The 17340-nt window shown below is 59.9% G+C and carries 12 protein-coding genes; 7 read left to right on the top strand and 5 right to left on the bottom strand.

The features are described from left to right. Positions 1 to 3 precede the first annotated feature (3 nt). On the top strand, positions 4 to 2430 hold the full coding sequence (gene gspD, locus EKH79_RS10545) for a type II secretion system secretin GspD (protein WP_233590268.1): 2427 nt from the start codon (positions 4 to 6) through the stop codon (positions 2428 to 2430). 81 nt (positions 2431 to 2511) lie between these two features. Further along, positions 2512 to 5016 carry an ATP-dependent helicase HrpB gene (hrpB, locus tag EKH79_RS10540; RefSeq protein WP_126673738.1) on the top strand — a complete coding sequence of 835 codons (2505 nt, stop codon included), beginning with the start codon at positions 2512 to 2514 and terminating at the stop codon, positions 5014 to 5016. Between the two features lie 8 nt (positions 5017 to 5024). Here hrpB and EKH79_RS10535 read toward each other — a convergent pair whose 3' ends face one another. After that, positions 5025 to 6014 (bottom strand): NAD(P)H-binding protein, encoded by a 990-nt coding sequence (locus tag EKH79_RS10535; RefSeq protein ID WP_126673737.1) that lies wholly within the window; start codon positions 6012 to 6014, stop codon positions 5025 to 5027. A gap of 91 nt (positions 6015 to 6105) precedes the next feature. On the opposite strand from EKH79_RS10535, the gene EKH79_RS10530 reads away from it, so the two are divergent. From EKH79_RS10530 to EKH79_RS10520, 3 genes are all read left to right on the top strand, one after another. Next, on the top strand, positions 6106 to 7038 hold the full coding sequence (locus EKH79_RS10530) for a LysR family transcriptional regulator (protein WP_126673736.1): 933 nt from the start codon (positions 6106 to 6108) through the stop codon (positions 7036 to 7038). 65 nt (positions 7039 to 7103) lie between these two features. Beyond that, positions 7104 to 7802 (top strand): ArsR/SmtB family transcription factor, encoded by a 699-nt coding sequence (locus EKH79_RS10525; RefSeq protein WP_126673735.1) that lies wholly within the window; start codon positions 7104 to 7106, stop codon positions 7800 to 7802. Positions 7803 to 8555: 753 nt separating this feature from the next. Continuing rightward, the gene (locus EKH79_RS10520) at positions 8556 to 11120 is read left to right on the top strand and encodes a PKD domain-containing protein (protein ID WP_126673734.1); all 2565 of its coding nucleotides are present in this window, start codon (positions 8556 to 8558) and stop codon (positions 11118 to 11120) included. 115 nt (positions 11121 to 11235) lie between these two features. On the opposite strand, the gene EKH79_RS10515 is transcribed toward EKH79_RS10520, so the two are convergent. After that, the gene (locus EKH79_RS10515; protein ID WP_199754228.1) at positions 11236 to 11841 is read right to left on the bottom strand and encodes a TetR/AcrR family transcriptional regulator; all 606 of its coding nucleotides are present in this window, start codon (positions 11839 to 11841) and stop codon (positions 11236 to 11238) included. Positions 11842 to 12015: 174 nt separating this feature from the next. Between EKH79_RS10515 and EKH79_RS10510 the strand changes: the two genes are divergently transcribed. Further along, positions 12016 to 13569, top strand: coding sequence for an MDR family MFS transporter (locus tag EKH79_RS10510; protein WP_126673732.1), 1554 nt, complete (start codon positions 12016 to 12018; stop codon positions 13567 to 13569). 29 nt (positions 13570 to 13598) lie between these two features. Here EKH79_RS10510 and EKH79_RS10505 read toward each other — a convergent pair whose 3' ends face one another. Genes EKH79_RS10505 through EKH79_RS10495 form a run of 3 tightly spaced genes read right to left on the bottom strand, consistent with a single transcriptional unit; the run spans position 13599 to position 16063 of the window. Continuing rightward, positions 13599 to 14318 carry a pseudouridine synthase gene (locus EKH79_RS10505; protein WP_126673731.1) on the bottom strand — a complete coding sequence of 240 codons (720 nt, stop codon included), beginning with the start codon at positions 14316 to 14318 and terminating at the stop codon, positions 13599 to 13601. Between the two features lie 18 nt (positions 14319 to 14336). Next, the gene (locus EKH79_RS10500; protein WP_126673730.1) at positions 14337 to 15116 is read right to left on the bottom strand and encodes an ABC transporter permease; all 780 of its coding nucleotides are present in this window, start codon (positions 15114 to 15116) and stop codon (positions 14337 to 14339) included. Beyond that, complete coding sequence (locus tag EKH79_RS10495; RefSeq protein ID WP_233590267.1) at positions 15113 to 16063, bottom strand: ABC transporter ATP-binding protein; 951 nt, start codon at positions 16061 to 16063, stop codon at positions 15113 to 15115. The genes EKH79_RS10500 and EKH79_RS10495 overlap by 4 nt, the downstream gene beginning before the upstream one ends. Positions 16064 to 16401: 338 nt before the next feature. Between EKH79_RS10495 and EKH79_RS10490 the strand changes: the two genes are divergently transcribed. Continuing rightward, positions 16402 to 17148: a ferredoxin--NADP reductase gene (locus EKH79_RS10490; RefSeq protein ID WP_126673728.1), complete on the top strand. Its 747-nt coding sequence runs from the start codon at positions 16402 to 16404 to the stop codon at positions 17146 to 17148. Positions 17149 to 17340: the final 192 nt, after the last annotated feature.

The following is a 17340-nucleotide window of genomic DNA, read 5'->3' as shown; positions in this document are numbered from 1 at the left end:
TCCATGTCACACACGCGCATGCAACGTTACCGACGCCACGGCCTGCACATCGGCGCCTTCGCGCTGGCCGTCTTCTTGAGTGGTTGCGCGGCGAACAAGCCGCTGATCCAGCCGGACCTGTCGCTGGAGCGCGAAGCGGTCGCGGGGACCGACAAGCCCGCACCGCAGCCGCAATCGCTCAATAACAGCTTGAACAACGCTCCCGCCGCGCCAAGTGTGGCCAGCGTCAGCACCGGTACCGGCCAATTCGTACGCCCGACTGCGTTGTCGACACCGCGACCGGCGGCTACCGGTAGCGGTGCGGTGACGTTCAACTTCGAAAATCAGCCTGTGCAGGCGGTGGTGAAGGCGATCCTTGGCGATCTGCTGCAACAGAACTACACCATCGTGCCGGGCGTGGAAGGCAATATTTCCTTCTCTACTTCTGAACCGGTGGACAGCAGCCAGGCGATGCCCATCCTGGAAACGTTGCTGTCGTGGACGCACAACACGGTAATCAAGACGGATGGCCGCTACGTTGTCATGCCGGAGAAGGATGCCGTGCAAGGTAATGTCGCGCCCAGTCTTGGCGCTGCGGCACCGGCCGGAGGATTGCAAGCGCGGCTGTTCCCGCTGCATTACATCGCTGCCGATCAGATGCAGAAGCTGCTGAAGCCGTTCGCGCGGCCTGATTCGATCCTCTTGGTCGACAACGCGCGCAATGTCATCGTCGTGTCGGGTACGCCCGATGAACTGGACAACTACAACCGCACGGTGCGCACCTTCGATGTCGATTGGTTGCGCGGCATGTCGGTCGGTGTGTTCAATCTTCAGCACGCGACGGTCGACGATCTGATGCCGCAGCTCGACAGCATGTTCGGGCCCAAGGGCGATACACCGTTGGCCGGCATGCTGCGCTTCATTCCCATCAAGCGCACCAACGCACTGGTGGTGATCAGCACGCAACCGAATTACCTCAGCGAAGTCGGCGATTGGATTGCGAAGATCGATCTCGGTGGCGGCAACGAACCGCAGCTCTATGTCTACGATGTGCGCAACGACAATGCGTCCGACCTTGCGCACTATCTCGCACAGATCTACACCGACAATGCCGGCGGCAGCAGTAGCGATCACGGCGGAGCTGTTGCACCGGGCGCCGGTGGCGCGACGACACTCGGTATTGGCAACAATGCGAGCGGTTCGTCCAGCGGCATGGGCAGCACGGCCGGCAGCTTCGGTAGTTCCACCAGCGGTGGTCTTTCGAGTGGTCTGGGCAGCAGCAGCGGGTCAAGTTCGTTCCCGTCGACATCCAGTTCGGGTACGAGTGGCGCGTTTGGCAGCACGTCCGGCGGTACCGGCGGCAGCACTGGTGTCAGTGGCGTGGGTATGAATGGCGGCTTGGCCAACAACAACAACCAGGATCAGGGTTACAGCTCGAAAGATGGCAGCATCCGAATCAGTTCCGTGGATGCCAACAATCAGCTGCTGGTGCGTTGCCGTCCGGCGCAGTGGCTGGAAATTCTTGGTGCAATCAAGCAGCTCGACGTACCGCCGTTGCAGGTGCAGATCGAAACGCGCGTGTTCGAAGTCGATCTGCAGGGAGATCTCGAATACGGTGTGCAGTGGTATCTGCAAGGTCTGGCTGGCGGCTCGCAGAATTCCAGCGGCGGCTACACGCCAGGCAATCCGGAAGCGCACCGCATGATTGGTCTTGGCGGTGGCATTGGCGCCAATTCAAACTCGACCAATACTTATGGCGGGCAGCCGTTCTTCTATTCGTTCCTGAGTTCGAATGGAAAATTTCAGGTAGCGCTCAACGCGCTGGAAAGCAGCCAGAACACCAAGACCCTGTCGGCGCCTTCGCTGGTGGTGCTCAACAATCAGGTGGCGCACATCCAGGTGGGCAATCAGATTCCAGTCAATCAGACGTATTACAACGGACTGACCACCGGCACGACCGCCACGACGGTCGGCCAGGTGGAATACATTCCCACCGGCATCATTCTCGACGTGCAGCCGCGTGTTAATCCGGGTGGACTGATCTATCTCAACATCGATCAGCAAGTCAGCGCCACCACGGGTGCGGCTAATAGCCAGGGTAACTACACCATTGAACAGCGCCAGATCGCGACTCAGCTTGGCGTGCAGAATGGACAGACCGTGCTGCTAGGCGGCTTGATTCAGCAGATAAACTCCGACAATGGCCAGGGTGTTCCGTTGCTGAGCGACATTCCCGTACTGGGCAAGCTGTTCGGCTCAACGGGCAAGTCCAAGACCCGCACTGAACTGATCGTGTTGATTACGCCGCGCGTGATTACGGACAGTGACGATGCCAAGCAAATTACCAATGATTACCAGAATGGCTTCGAGTCGCTGGCACCGTTGCGTGCGCGTCCTCCCGCGGCGAACGCGCCGGCGCCCAATCCTGTGACATATCCGCTCAAACAGTAACTGACTGTTAGTGCATGCCCCTTCGTGGGGCATGCACGGCGTAGGTTCGCGTTCAAGGTCAACGCCACTATCATCGGGCGCATGAAACCGCTCGTGTTCCCGATCACCGCGTTGTTGCCCGACATCCGCGCCTCGCTGGAGGCGCGGCCGCGGCTGGTGCTCGAAGCACCTCCTGGTGCGGGTAAAACGACGCAGGTTCCGCTCGCATTGCTCGACGCATCGTGGCTGGCGGCCAAAAAGATCGTGATGCTCGAGCCGCGTCGTATCGCGGCGCGTGCTGCTGCGCAGTTCATGGCACAGCAGCGTGGTGAGCAGGTTGGGCAGACGGTCGGTTATCGCATTCGCTTCGAATCGAAAGTCGGCAACGCCACGCGTATCGAAGTGGTGACCGAGGGCATTCTCACACGCCTGATCCAGGACGATCCCGAGCTCACGGATATCGGTGCGATTCTGTTCGACGAATTTCACGAGCGTCATTTGGCAGGTGATCTCGGTGCGGCATTGGCGCTGGACATTCAAGCAACGTTGCGTCGGGATCTGCGTATCGTCGTGATGTCGGCCACGCTGGATGGCGAGCGCATTGCGCAGTGGATGGATGCGCCGCGCATCAGCAGTCCGGGTCGCAGCTTTCCCGTTCGCATCGAATATCCGCCTGCGCGCGCGCAGGAAAGCATCGAGCATCACATGGCGCGCATTGCCAAGCAGGCGCTCGAAGAGAGTGCGGGCGATCTGCTGGCATTTCTGCCGGGTCGTCGTGAGATCGCACGTGCCGAAAACGTCTTGTCGCAAACTCTGCAGCGCGACGACGTGGAAGTCGTTGCATTGCATGGCGAACTTTCACTGGCCGAACAGCAACTCGCGCTGGCGCCGGCAGAAGAGGGTACGCGACGCATCGTTCTCGCCACCAACGTCGCGGAATCCAGCGTCACCTTGCCAGGCATTCGCACCGTCATCGATGCGGGCCTGGCACGTGAGCCGCGCTTCGATCCCAATTCGGGCTTTACGCGATTGGAAACGGTGAACATCTCGCAAGCATCAGCCGATCAGCGCGCCGGTCGTGCGGGCCGCGTGGCGGAAGGCACGGCCTATCGGCTCTGGCCGCAAAGCCGGCGGCTCGATCCCGCGCGAACCGCGGAGATCATGCAGGCAGAATTGTCCGGACTCGCCCTGGAACTTGCCGCATGGGGCAGTGCGGAATTGCCCTGGCTTGATTCGCCGCCGAACGGTGCGCTGGCGCAAGCGCGCGAGCTGTTGACGCGTCTGGGTGCGCTCGATACGCAACAGCGCATCACGCCGCTGGGGCGAAATATGCTGGAACTTGGTGCGACGCCGCGTCTCGGTGCGGCGGCGCTACGCGCTCCCGAAACGTGGCGTCCACTCGTTGCTGATTTGCTTGCATTGATGGAGGCACGTTCGCCGATGCGTGGCGAGCAAGCGCGCAGCGATGACTTTCGTGTGCGCGTGAACGCGCTGCATACATGGCGCGATCGTCGCAGCGCTACGGGACAAGGCGGTGGTGCGGATAGCGGAGCGCTTGCCGCCATCGAGCAGGCCTGCAAAGGCTGGCGCCGCCGTCTGGATGTCCGCAGTGCGGCCAGCGGTGTGCCACACAGTCACGCTGTCGGCGATCTCATGCTGCATGCCTTCCCGGATCGCATCGCCCGTCAGGACGAAAATAATACGTTGCGATACACGCTCGCCAACGGACGCGGCGCGCGTCTGCACGAACAAACCGCATTGCTCGGCGAACCTTGGCTGGTGGCGCTGGATTTGCGGCATGAATCACGCGACAGCCTGATACTTTCCGCGGCACCGTTCGATCCGCGCGTGTTGGAAGAGGACTATCCAGACCAGTTCAAGCGCGTTCGCGCGGTGCGCTGGAATGACGAACGTGCAGCCGTAGAGGCATTCGACGAGCGCCGTTTCGCGGGCATCGTGCTCGAGCGCCGTAGCGTTCCCGTGCAAGCGGAAGATGCCGTTCCGGCGCTGCTTGCCGCGATTCGCCAGCGAGGCCTGGATGCATTGCCATGGAGCGAATCGGCGCGACGCCTTCGCCTGCGCATGCAATCGCTGCGCGAGTGGATGCCGGAACTGGGATTGCCCGACGTTTCCGACGCGCAGCTGCTCAATACGCTCGAAACATGGCTCGCGCCGTATCTTCAAGGCATACGAAAGCTCGATGCATTGGCCGCCGATGATCTTTCGCAAGCACTGGGGTCATTGTTCGACTACGAACAACGCAAACAACTCGACGTGCAGGTTCCCGACAGTTTGACGGTGCCCAGCGGTCAAACACGGCGGCTGGAATACAGTCCTGGCGAGCCGCCCGTACTCGCGGTGAAGCTGCAGGAATTATTCGGTCTGGCCGATACGCCGTGCGTGGCGGGAAACCGCGTTCCCGTCACGCTGCATTTGCTGTCGCCTGCGGGGCGGCCAATACAGGTCACACAGGATCTGAAAGGGTTCTGGGAACGCACGTATCCGGAAGTGAAGAAGGAATTGAAGGGCCGCTATCCCAAACATCCGTGGCCGGACGATCCGTGGACGGCAACGCCCACGCATCGTGCCAAGCCACGCGGTACATGATCCTATGATTACACCAGTAGCTGCGCACCGACCGATTTGGTTTGCACAGGCAGGCAACGCATGCTGGTCAGCGTCGTGCGCAATGCTTCGTCGATCGGGGTGTAAGGTTCACCGCCAAGAAAGGCCACAAGCTTGTCGTCGACGAGCTTGGCGGGTTTCTTCCACAAATAACGCATCTTGCGCAATTCGCGCATCGTCTCGTTGAACGGTGCAGCGACGGTAACCAGCCACCAGGGAAAGTGGCTCAAGGCGATGCGTGGATTGCCCGTCGCGCGACGAACAGCGTCCTGCATGCCATGTCCATCCAGCCAGTAACCGCCGAAATGAAAGACGTCGAAATCCGCAAGCTCATCTTCGCGATCAAGCAAGCGAGCCATCGTTTCGCCTGCGTCGGGTAGATAGGCCCATGCATGGCCGGTGGCGTAATCGCCGGGATAGGCGACCGTTGTCACCGGTTTTCCAGGTTTCGTCAAACCTTGCGAGAACCAGGAATTGCCGGCGCGCGGACCGATGAAATCGCCGCAGCGCAAAATCAATGTGCGTATGCCTTCGTGGCTCGCTTCAGCGAGACGACGTTCCATCTCCGCGCGAATTTCTCCCTTGCGCGAGCAGGGATGTTGCGGGGAGTCTTCGCGCAGAAATGGAAAGACATCGGTGCCAAAGTTGTAGATCGTGCCGGGCAAGACGATACGGGCGCCTGCCGCACGCGCTGCTGCAATCGTGTTGTCCAGCATCGGCAACACCAGCTTGTCCCAGCCGCGATAGCCGGGCGGATTGACCGCGTGAACGATCACATCGACGCCTTCGGCGCCGGCCAGCACATCGTCGGATTGCATCGCGTCGCCTTTCATCCAGGTGATGCCATGGGTGTTGGCATCGGCTGGTGGTGTGCGCACGAGTGCCCGCACCTGCCATCCGTGCCGCTTCAGAGCCATGCACACTTCGCCGCCAATGCCGCCATTGGCACCCACTACCAGCGCTATCTTCGATGAGTTCATGACTAGGCCCTCCGTTGAGATGGAGCCAGTCTGGGCGTGTCATGGCTAATTGAAAATTGCCTAATAGCGTAGATCTGCTATACAAATATGCATGGCCAATCACGAGCCCGGCTGGGAGCTCTATCGATCCTTCCTCGCGGTTATGCGCGAAGGGAGTCTTTCTGGCGCTGCGCGCGAGCTCGGCATGACGCAACCCAGTCTCGGCCGGCACATGCGCGAATTGGAAGATGCGTTGGGCGTGCCGCTTTTCGCGCGATCGCCACAAGGACTAACGCCCACGGACATGGCGCATGCGTTGCTACCACACGCGCAGACCATGGCATCGGCTTCCGCTGCCTTGCGTCGTGCGGCCACGACACAGCAAGACACCGTCGCTGGCGTCGTGCGTGTTACGGCAAGCGAAGTGATCGGTGCCGAAGTGCTTCCGCCCATGCTGGCCGATTTCAGGCAACAGCATCCCGGCATCGTGATCGAGTTGTCGTTGTCCAATCAGGCTGAAGACCTGCTTCGTCGCGATGCCGATATCGCCATTCGCATGGTTCGCCCCACGCAGGAGGCCTTGGTGGCGCGACAGGTCGGCAACATCGCCCTGGGCTTCCATGCACACAAGCGCTATATCCAGGCAAATGGGCGTCCCAAGAGCATGGCCGATCTGAGCAAGCACGCGCTGATCGGTTTCGATCGTGAGACAGCGTACATACGAAGCATGCGTCCCCCCGGCATGCCCTATACACGCGAGAACTTTTCGTTGCGCACCGATAACGATATGGCTGCGCTATCGGCGATACGCGCCGGCTTTGGCATTGGCGTTTGCCAGGCGGGCCTCGCGCGGCGGGATCCGGCACTTGTGCGTTTGTTTCCCGAGCTGGCGATAAACATGGATACATGGGTCGTGATGCATGAGGACCTGCGCCGTAGCGCGCCCGCGCGAGCGCTCTTCAGTCATCTTGCCGAGGCATTGATCGGCTATGCGAAGTTGTCGTCACGCCCGTCAGCAAAGCAAAGCGCTGAAATACGACGATAATCGTTGCCAAAAAGCTTCGGCTGCTAACGAAGCGTTGACGACGCACGATGGCTAGACTGTGCCCCATGACCGAAGTCAGCCCACTCAATCGCTATCAGCTTGCCGAGCTGGGTTCCATGCTGGCGGAACCGGCCAGGGCGGCGATGTTGCTCGCGCTAATGGATGGCACGATGCGTCCCGCTGGCGAATTGGCGCGTGTCGCAGGCGTCAGTGCCGCGACGGCGAGTGCGCATCTTAAGCGCTTGCTTGATGGCGGTCTGCTCGGTTTGCATGAGCAGGGACGCCACCGCTATTTTCGGCTGGCGAACGACGATGTTGCGGCATGGCTGGAAGCGATGGCACTTCCGCATGCAAATCGCACGGCGTCGTCGGCCGCAGCGCGCGATCCCGCACTGTGTCGTGCGCGGACCTGTTATCGGCATCTTGCCGGTCAATTGGGCGTTGCACTGTGCGAAGCGTGGCTGGAGCGCGGCTGGCTGCATGCGGGAAGCGACGGCATGTCGCTGCAACCCGCCGCCACCGACGCGCTGGTAAGTGCGGGCTTCGAGGCCACGCCTGCGCTTCAGCTGCTGCGTTTACGCGGACGCGGCTGTCTGGATTGGACCGAACGCCGCCTGCATCTCGGTGGTCCGCTGGGTGTGGCGATTACAGGTGCCATGCTTGATGCTGGATGGCTTCGTCGCGCACATCGCAATCGCGCATTGCTGCCGACGCCGGATGGTTTACGCCGGCTTGCCAAGCTCGGCGTGCGTCTCGATACCTGATCGCAACACGTGCGTTAGCAACGGTTCATCATTTTTCGCGCAGCGCAATGTCGCGCGATGATGTTGCATGCACAAACGTATGAAACTTTGGATCGTGCGAATGTGCATTGAGATGTGCAGAAGCGATGACACTTTCAAAACGCTCGCTTGCATGAGCCTTGCGGTGCACTGTCGACTAGGTCTCATTGTGAACGGTGAATGATGTTTTATTCATCACCTTTCGCGATTTTTCATCTCGTGGTCGTTCACACGGCGTAGACGCCAAAGAGCGCTCAAAACAAGCTGTTTTCACGAGGAAAACACAATGCTTGTTGACTACGAGAAGCGCATGCTATCGATAACATCAACGCTGTCTCCGTGCTGACGTCGTGCATTAATTTTTGTGAATGCAACGACGACATTCGCGTGCGCGATGCGAAGAAGAAATAGTGATTAGTTTCGTCGCATCGGTTCTATCGCGTCGGCTTGACGCAGGATTCTTCGAAAGATACTTTCGCAAGTATTCGCTGCATGGAGCACGCGGCGAATGATTCCGCGATGACGCTTTGCAAGTTAGGGGTACGCGTCGTTCGAGTGATGGGTCGGCACTGGCTGCATTGGGAGTGCAGGGGGAGCAGCGGCATGCCGAGACTCGAGGAATCGTTAGGCATCTAGCGAAACACAAGGCGTCGCGTCCTAACGCGACTTAACTGTTATGGGGTACATGCGACCTCAGAAGGGTCGTTTTGTCTCCAAATTCCTGGGGAGTTAGAAATGCCGAGTAGTCAACTTCGTATCAAAACGCTGATTGCTGCGCTGGGCATATCCATGCTCGGTTCCGTGGGCGCCATGGCGCAACCGGTTGCAGACAGCGTCGCTGTCCCGAGCGCAACCAATGCAGCCTTGGTGTCCATCCACCCGGCTGTGTCGTTGCGTCAGGGCGATCAGGTGGTCGGTCCGCTGGCGTTTGCACAACCGCTGCATGTGGTTCTCACATTGAAGCTGCGTAACGAACAGCAGCTGGACAATTACCTTGCAAAACCCGGTTTCAAGCCGCTGACCTCCGCCCAGTTCAACGCGCAATACGCGCCGACGGCAGATCAGGCACAGCAGGTCGCTGCGTATCTGACCAAGGCGGGTTTCTCGAATGTGCAGATCGGTGCGAACAATGCCTACGTGCAAGCGGATGGCCATGCCGATACGGCACAGGCCGCGTTCAACACGTCGTTCGTGCACGTGAAGACGCATGACGGCCGCGATGCTTACGCCAACAACAGCGACGTGAAGATCCCTGCCAACTTGCAGGGCATTGTGCATGCCGTGTTGGGTGTGCAGAACGTGCATACCTCGCATGTGTTTGCGCGTTATGCCGATCCGATCGTGGCGCACATGAATGCCACGAAGCCGAATGCAACCGGCACCGCTGTCGGTCACAATCCCACCGATTTTCCGGTGATCTACGGCGCCAGCAGTCTGGCGAAAGTGACGTCGGTGCCGATCGGTTCGGTGTCGGAAGGTTCGATGACCAACGTCGAGAGCGACGTGAAGTCTTACCTCTCCTCGGCCGGTTTGCCGAGCGTTACGCTCACGCTAAAGGGCAACACCTCTGGTAGCGACACCAGCGGCGATGGCGAATGGGACTTGGATAGCCAGGACATCATCGCATTCACCGGTGTGACGCAGTATTACTTCTACGTCGCGGCATCACTGGACGATGCGGATCTGCAAACTGACTACGCGCAAGTGGTGTCGGACAACATCATCAAGGCCGTCGACGTATCGCTGGGCGAGTGCGAAACCGATTCGCAGTCCGACGGTTCGGCAGCATCGAACGACACCACGTTCAAGCAGGCCGTGGCACAAGGTCAGACGTTCTTCGTCTCCGCTGGCGACTCGGGCGCGGATGAGTGCGGCAATGGCGGCGTAACGCCAAGCTGGCCGGCAAGTTCGCAATACGTCACCGCGGTGGGTGGCACGGAGCTGTACACCACCGGCACCACGACGTGGTCGAGCGAAACCGTGTGGAACAACCTCAGCGAGAACGAGGGTGCCACCGGTGGCAGCCCGAGCACGTTCGAGCCGATTCCGAGCTGGCAGAAGGGTGTGTCGGGCATCACCAATCAGACCTATCGCGGTGTGCCGGATGTTGCTTTCAACGCGAGCCCGGATAGCGGTGCGTTGGTCACCGTCGACGGTGCAGCCAATCAGCAGATCGGCGGTACCAGCCTTGCTGCGCCGCTTGCGTTGAGCGTGTGGGCACGCGTTCTGCAGGCCGATGGCACCAGCCTCGGTTTCGCCGCGCCGGTGTTCTACAAGGTGGCACAGTCGTCGTCGGCGAACTATGCCGCGGCGTTCCACGACGTCACGTCGGGCAACAACTCCGGTGAATCCGCAGCGACCGGTTGGGACTACACCACCGGCTGGGGCAGCGTGATCACCAGTCAGTTCGCCACGCTCGCCAACGGCGGCACTTCGTCGGGTGGCAGTCCGGTTGCAAACTTCACCGATTCGGTGAGCGGCCTGGCGGTGTCCTTCACCAACACGTCTACCGATACCGGCGGCACGATCGACGCGTATTCGTGGAACTTCGGTGACGGCAGCACCTCCACCTCGGCCAGCCCGAGCCACACCTACACCGCCGCCGGTACGTACACGGTAACGCTGCAGGTGACTGACAACACCGGTGCCACCAACACCAAGACCGGTTCGGTCACGGTGTCGTCGGGTGCTACCGGCAAGCCGGTGGCGAGCTTCACCGATAGCGTGAGCGGTCTCGCCGTTGCGTTCACCAACACCTCCACCGATACCGGCGGCACCATCAGCGGCTATTCGTGGAATTTCGGCGACGGCAGCACGTCCACGTCCGCCAGCCCAAGTCACACCTACACGGCAGCCGGTACGTACACGGTGACGTTGCAGGTGACCGACAACACCGGTGCTACCAACAGCACCAGCAACTCGGTGACGGTAAGCAGCAGTGGCGGCGGTACGGGTGTGTTCTCCAACAACACGCCGGTGACGATCAACGACAACGCCACCATCACCAGCAACATTGCGGTAACGGGTGAATCGGGCAATGCGCCGTCCAACCTGCAGGTGCACGTGAACATTACGCACAACTGGTCGGGCGATCTGGAGATCGTGCTGTACGCACCGAGCGGCGACTACGCGGTCCTGCAGAAGCCGAACTATGAGGACAACGGCAACATCAACAAGACGTTTACCGTGAACGCCTCGGGCGAAAAGGCAAACGGTACGTGGAAGCTGAAAGTGATCGACAACGATCCGGAGTATTACGGCGACTACGGCACCTTGAACAACTGGAGCGTGACATTCTGAGTGCATGTGATGCGCAGGGACGCGCATCGTTTTTTATCAGAACAAAAAAAGAGCCCGGCCTTTGCGGTCGGGCTTTTTTTGCAGTTTATTCGGCGAAAAATGATTGACGATTCGGTCAACGTTTCGGACCGACACCGTTCGAGAGCAGGGCGACGGCGTGTCGAGCAACGTCCGACGCCCCCAGCGTGGGCCGCGAAGGATCTGTGTGCCAGGACGATACGGCAATCAAGGGCATGATCGTCAGGCCCAGAATCGAGATGAACACCAACGCCGGTTCGATGTCCGGATTGAGACGGCCTTCGGCCTGCCAGTGCGCAATGCAATCAATGGCACCTTGGTGATGCAGTTTTCCGTAGCGCTTGATGATGCGTTGCCTGAGCACACCGTTATCGCTGAACACTTCGCGCATCCATAGCGAAGGGAACCAGGGATGTTCCGTCGCGGTTTGCATCATCTTTTCCGCCAGTCGTGTGATGACGGTGACGGGTTCGCCTTCGTCCATCTTGAACATCTCGCTGACGGCGATGCGGCGCGGTTGAATGCGTTCATCTATGAGTACATCGAGCAGCTGATCGCGCGTCTTGAAGTAGTAATGCAGCATGGCGGGCGTGACGCCCGCTTCGCGTGCAATCGCTGAAAGTGGGGTGTCGACGATGCCTTGTTTGGCAAACAGCGCGAGCGCGGTGTCGAGTAGTCGATTGCGTTGTTCCGGTCCGCTCACGGCACCTGTTGGACGACCGGGGCGGCGCGGCTCGATTTGACGCTTGACGCGGCTTCTGGGCGTACGAAGGGCTGATTTGTCGGCGTTTCGAGCCACCATGTCCACGGCCATTGACTGTACTGAGTAGTGCAATATATATTAACCAAGTCATTAATTAATTTCAATCGACTGCTCATGAGCGTAGATTTGCCCGTTATCGAAGAAGAACGCCCCACCGTCGCAGGCGGGGGCGCGTCCTCACCAGCATCTGAACCAGTGCGCGAGCATCCGCCTATCCGGCTGCTGTTTTCGGCGCTGCTGCTGGTGATGTTGTTGGCGGCCCTCGATCAAACCATCGTCTCCACCGCGCTCCCCACCATCGTGGGGGAATTGGGTGGCTTGGAGAATCTGTCGTGGGTGGTCACCGCGTACTTGCTGACATCGACGATCGTCGTGCCGCTCTACGGGAAGTTTGGCGATCTGTTCGGCCGAAAGATTGTTTTGCAGGCGGCAATCGTCTTGTTCCTCGGCGGCTCGATTCTTTGCGGCCTCGCGCAGAACATGACGGAACTCATTCTGATGCGCGCGCTGCAGGGCCTCGGCGGCGGTGGTTTGCTCGTGGTGACGATGGCGGCGATCGGCGACGTCATTCCGCCAGCCGAACGCGGACGCTATCAAGGCATGTTCGGTGGCGTGTTTGGATTGGCGACCGTGATCGGTCCGCTGATCGGCGGCTTCCTGGTCGAACATCTGTCATGGCGCTGGATTTTCTACATCAATTTGCCGCTCGGCATCGTGGCGCTGGCGGTGATCGGCGCTGTGTTCAAGCCACACAGCGCACAGGTAAAGCATGAGATTGACTACATGGGCGCCGGCTTTCTTGCGACAGGGCTGACGTGCATTATTTTGTTTACGACGCAAGGTGGCGTGATTTTGCCGTGGGACTCGGGACAATTGTGGTTCACGCTGGTGTTCGGTCTTATTGCGCTTGGCGGTTTCATCTATGAGGAGCGCCACGCTTCCGAACCAATCATTCCACTGCACCTGTTCAAGGAGCGCACGTTCCTGTTGTGCTGCCTGATCGGTTTCATTATCGGTACATCGTTGTTCGGTGGCATGACGTTCCTGCCGCTCTATCTGCAGGTCGTGAAAAACTCGACCCCATCGGAAGCCGGCATGCAGCTGCTGCCGATGATGTGCGGTTTGATGCTCACCTCGATCGTGAGCGGGCGACTGATCAGCAAGATAGGCCGCTATCGCGTCTTCCCGATTGTCGGCACGCTGCTCGCGTGCGTGGCGATGGGCTTGCTTGCGACGCTCAACAACGACACGTCGGTGTGGCTGCTTTACATGTACATCTGCCTGCTCGGCATGGGCCTGGGCATGGTAATGCAGGTGTTGATTCTTGCTGTGCAGAACGCGGTGGACTTCAAATACATCGGTGTGGCGACGTCTGGCGCCACCTTATTTCGTTCCATCGGCGGTTCGATCGGCGTGGCGGCGTTCGGTGCGTTGTTCACCAATCAGCTGCACACGAAGCTGGCCGATACGCTTCCGCACGATGCCGTCCTGCCGCATTCGATGGGTCCGCAAGGTGTACACCAGTTGCCCGATGCGTTGCGTGGCATTTATCTCAACGCATTCGGCGGCGCGCTGCACTATGTCTACATGGTGGCTGCGTGCGTGATCGTGCTCGCCTTTGCCGCCGCGTGGATGTTGCGAGACGTGCCGCTGCGCAAGCGGCACTAAGCGCCGCTATCAAGGCGCAGTGGTTCACATCACCACTGCGTGCGGTTGGGCAGCAGGCTTTTCAATTCGGCGTCGGTGAGATTGCGCCACTGCCCGGGCTTCAGGTGACCGAGTTTCACATTGATGATGCGCACGCGGCGAAGTTGCGTGACGCGATAGCCGAATTCCGCGGCCATCAAGCGGATTTGCCGGTTGAGGCCTTGCGTCAGCACGATACCGAAGCCGAACTTGGCGATTCTGCGTGTGCGGCAGGGTTGCGTCATCTGGCCGTGAATGCGTACACCGCGCGCCATGCCCTTGAGAAACTCATCCGTCACGGCCTTGTTCACGGCCACGAGATATTCCTTCTCGTGATGGTTTTCCGCTCGCAGGATTTCGTTGACGATATCGCCATTGCTGGTCAGCAGGATCAGCCCTTCGGAATCCTTGTCGAGCCGACCAATGGGGAAGATGCGTTCCTGATGATCCACGAAGTCGATGATGTTGCCGTCGACGTCCTGATCCGTCGTGCACGTGATGCCGACGGGTTTGTTGAGCGCAATGTACACAGCGCGCTTGGCGCCGGGCGTGCTGGCGAGAATGCGTGCTTTGACGATCTCGCCATCCACCCGTACTTCGTCACCATCCAGCGCCTTGGCACCGGTGGTGACGACTTCACCGTTGATGGTGACGCGTCCGGCCAGCAGCCACTCGTCCGCTTCGCGGCGGGAGCAAAGGCCGGCTTCGCTGATGTATTTGTTGACGCGCATAAGCGATGGGCCGTGCCGTTACGAACGCAGGCCCACACCGCGGCGTAGCAGATTCAGCGCCAGCCACGACAGCACAACCACGAACGCCAGCATCACGGCGAACGCAACGCCGACCTGCACGTCGCTGATGCCCAGTACACCGTAACGAAACGCGTTGACCATGTAGAGAATCGGGTTGACACGCGATATCGCCTGCCATGGCTCGCCAAGCATGCTCACCGAATAGAACACACCACCCAGGTACGTCAGCGGCGTCAGTACGAAGGTGGGAACGAGCGCGATGTCGTCGAATTTTTTCGCATAGATCGCGTTGACGAAACCGGCTAGCGAAAAAATCGTCGCCCCCAACAACACCGACAACAAGGTGATGAGCGGATGCTGGATATGCAGCGATGTAAATCCCAGGGCAATCACCAGCACCAGCACACCAACCACCAATCCACGCGCCACCGCACCCGTTACATAGCCAAGCAGAATCACCCAGTTGGACATTGGCGACACCAGCATCTCTTCCACCGAGCGCTGGAACTTGGCGCCGAAGAACGAGCTGGAAATGTTGCCGTAGCTGTTAGTGATGATGCTCATCATCGCCAGCCCCGGCACGATGTATTGCATGTAAGTAAAGCCACCCTGGATCGTGCCGATGCGGCTACCTATCAGCTTGCCGAAGATGACGAAGTACAGCGTCATGGTGATCGCGGGCGGAATCAGCGTCTGCGTCCAGATGCGCATGATGCGTACGATTTCGCGGCGCACGATGGTGTGCAGCGCGATGAGATTGCCGGACAGGTTGCTCACGCCACTTTCTCCTTGCTCGGCTCTTGGCGGCCATGTTCGACGAGTCGCACGAACAGTTCTTCCAGACGGTTGGTTTTATTGCGCATCGAGGTCACGCTGATGCCGCTGGTACTGAATACCTCGAACAGCGTGTTGAGTGCCTGCGTACGTGGCATTTCGGCTTCGATGGTGTGTTCGTCCATGCGGCGCAACGTCATGCCTGGCACGGTGGGCAGATGTGACGGGGCGTTGTCGACATCGAGTACGAAGGTTTCCACGTCGAGCTTGGAAAGCAGGCGCTTCATCGTGGTGTTTTCGACGATGTTGCCGTGATCGATGATCGCGATGTTGCGGCACAGCTGTTCGGCTTCTTCCAGGTAATGCGTGGTGAGAATCACCGTGGTGCCGGCTGCGTTGATGCCGCTGATGAATTGCCACATCGAACGGCGGATCTCGATGTCCACGCCGGCGGTGGGTTCGTCCAGAATCAGCAGGCGCGGCTCGTTCATCATCGCGCGGGCGATCATCAACCGGCGCTTCATGCCGCCGGACAACATGCGTGCCTGATGCTGTGCCTTGTCCCACAGGCGCAGCTCGTTGAGGTACTTCTCGGCGCGTTCGGCAGCGATCTTGCGCGGGATGCCGTAGAAACCGGCTTCGTTCACGCAGATATCGAACGGCTTCTCGAACTGATTGAAGTTCAGTTCCTGCGGCACCAGGCCGATCAGCTTCATCGCCTCGTTGCGGCGTTTGTTGACCGATACGCCGAAGACCTCCGCATCGCCCGAGGTGGAATTCACCAGCGAGGAGAGAATGCCGATCAGCGTGGACTTGCCGGCGCCATTGGGCCCCAGCAGGGCGAAGAAGTCGCCGGGTTGCACCGTCAGGCTGACGCCTTTGAGCGCTTCGACGCCGTTTCCATACGTTTTGCGCAAATTGTCGACGACAAGCGCGGGAGTAGAGGACATGGACTGCACCATCAGTGGAAGGACGCTCGGGATCCGTTCTGCGCACACGGCAGGAGCAGTGCCGTCGGCTGGGGTGTTGGCTAGGGCAGACCGGCGGTCTGCGCCACTCTGTCGCACCCGAACAGATGCGGGCAGACAGGGCCAACCCCAAGCGCGTCGGTGAGGGGTGATCTCCAGAGGGTCCTCGGCCGTCCCGTGGGCCTTCTGGAGATCACACCGCCTGCGCAGAATAGATCGGAGTGTCCGGGACCCTTATTATAGCGGGCCTTGTCCTGCGGACCGGTCCATCCGGGCGCACGCACTGTTTCCCGCGCAGTTTTGATCAGAGCAACCCCTGAATGGCCGAACATTTCACCCTCCGCCTCGCCGACAGCCGCATGCTGGCGCCTTCTGTCCGGCATCTGGTTTTCGAGCGCGTAGACGGACAGCCGCTGGCGTTCATCCCGGGCCAATTCCTGCAGATTCACTTCCACTATGAAGATGGCACCGCGACCAAGCGCAGCTACTCCGTGGGCAGCGTGGGCGATGGCACCTCGCCGGTGCAGCAGATCGAAATTGCCGTGAGCTACGTCGATGGCGGCGCGGCAACGAAGTTGCTGAGCGAGCTGGAAATCGGCGGCACGATCGAGGCAAGCGGTCCGTACGGCCGCTTCTGCTTGCAGGACACCGACACCCACCCGCGTTACTTGCTGCTGGCCACCGGCACAGGCGTGACGCCGTATCGCGCCATGCTGCCGCTGTTCGAGAAACTGCTGGCGCAAGGCAATCGCGAAGTCGTTTTGCTTTACGGCGCGCGTAACGAAACCGAGCTGCTCTACGGCGAGGAATTCGAGGTTTTCGCGCAGACGCATCCAGGTTTCATGTTCCACGGCTGCCTCAGTCGCCAACCGCGCGCCGTGCCGCGTCCTGGCGATCGCAACGGCCACGTGCAAAGCGTGCTGGCCGAACTGGTGCCTGCGTCGGATAGGGATATCGCTTACCTGTGCGGTAATCCCAACATGGTTGACGCGGCGTTCAACACGCTCAAGGACTTCGGTTTGCCCGTGCCGCAAATCCGTCGCGAGAAATACATTTCCTCGCGTTGATAGCGAAGGCGCACTCAAGCGCGCCAAATTCTTGCCGATAAGTCGGACGTAGCCGACATGCAGGAGTTCTGGATCACGTGATGCCGTCACGGCATCGCCTGCTTCATAGACATCGCCCTCGCGACCTTCGCCCCCTGGTCGCCTGGGTTTGGTTCTCCGATGAAGGACTGGAGATCGCATCTGTTCTGCCAA

The sequence above is a fragment of the Dyella dinghuensis genome (assembly GCF_003977615.1).
Lineage (GTDB): Bacteria > Pseudomonadota > Gammaproteobacteria > Xanthomonadales > Rhodanobacteraceae > Dyella_B > Dyella_B dinghuensis.
This window is presented reverse-complemented; position numbering and strand designations above follow the sequence as displayed.

Coding starts and splice junctions, on each gene's coding strand:
- gspD (WP_233590268.1), top strand. CDS start 4: ATGTCACACACGCGCATGCAACGTTACCGACGCCACGGCCTGCACATC.
- hrpB (WP_126673738.1), top strand. CDS start 2,512: ATGAAACCGCTCGTGTTCCCGATCACCGCGTTGTTGCCCGACATCCGC.
- EKH79_RS10535 (WP_126673737.1), bottom strand. CDS start 6,014: ATGAACTCATCGAAGATAGCGCTGGTAGTGGGTGCCAATGGCGGCATT.
- EKH79_RS10530 (WP_126673736.1), top strand. CDS start 6,106: ATGGCCAATCACGAGCCCGGCTGGGAGCTCTATCGATCCTTCCTCGCG.
- EKH79_RS10525 (WP_126673735.1), top strand. CDS start 7,104: ATGACCGAAGTCAGCCCACTCAATCGCTATCAGCTTGCCGAGCTGGGT.
- EKH79_RS10520 (WP_126673734.1), top strand. CDS start 8,556: ATGCCGAGTAGTCAACTTCGTATCAAAACGCTGATTGCTGCGCTGGGC.
- EKH79_RS10510 (WP_126673732.1), top strand. CDS start 12,016: ATGAGCGTAGATTTGCCCGTTATCGAAGAAGAACGCCCCACCGTCGCA.
- EKH79_RS10505 (WP_126673731.1), bottom strand. CDS start 14,318: ATGCGCGTCAACAAATACATCAGCGAAGCCGGCCTTTGCTCCCGCCGC.
- EKH79_RS10495 (WP_233590267.1), bottom strand. CDS start 16,063: ATGTCCTCTACTCCCGCGCTTGTCGTCGACAATTTGCGCAAAACGTAT.
- EKH79_RS10490 (WP_126673728.1), top strand. CDS start 16,402: ATGGCCGAACATTTCACCCTCCGCCTCGCCGACAGCCGCATGCTGGCG.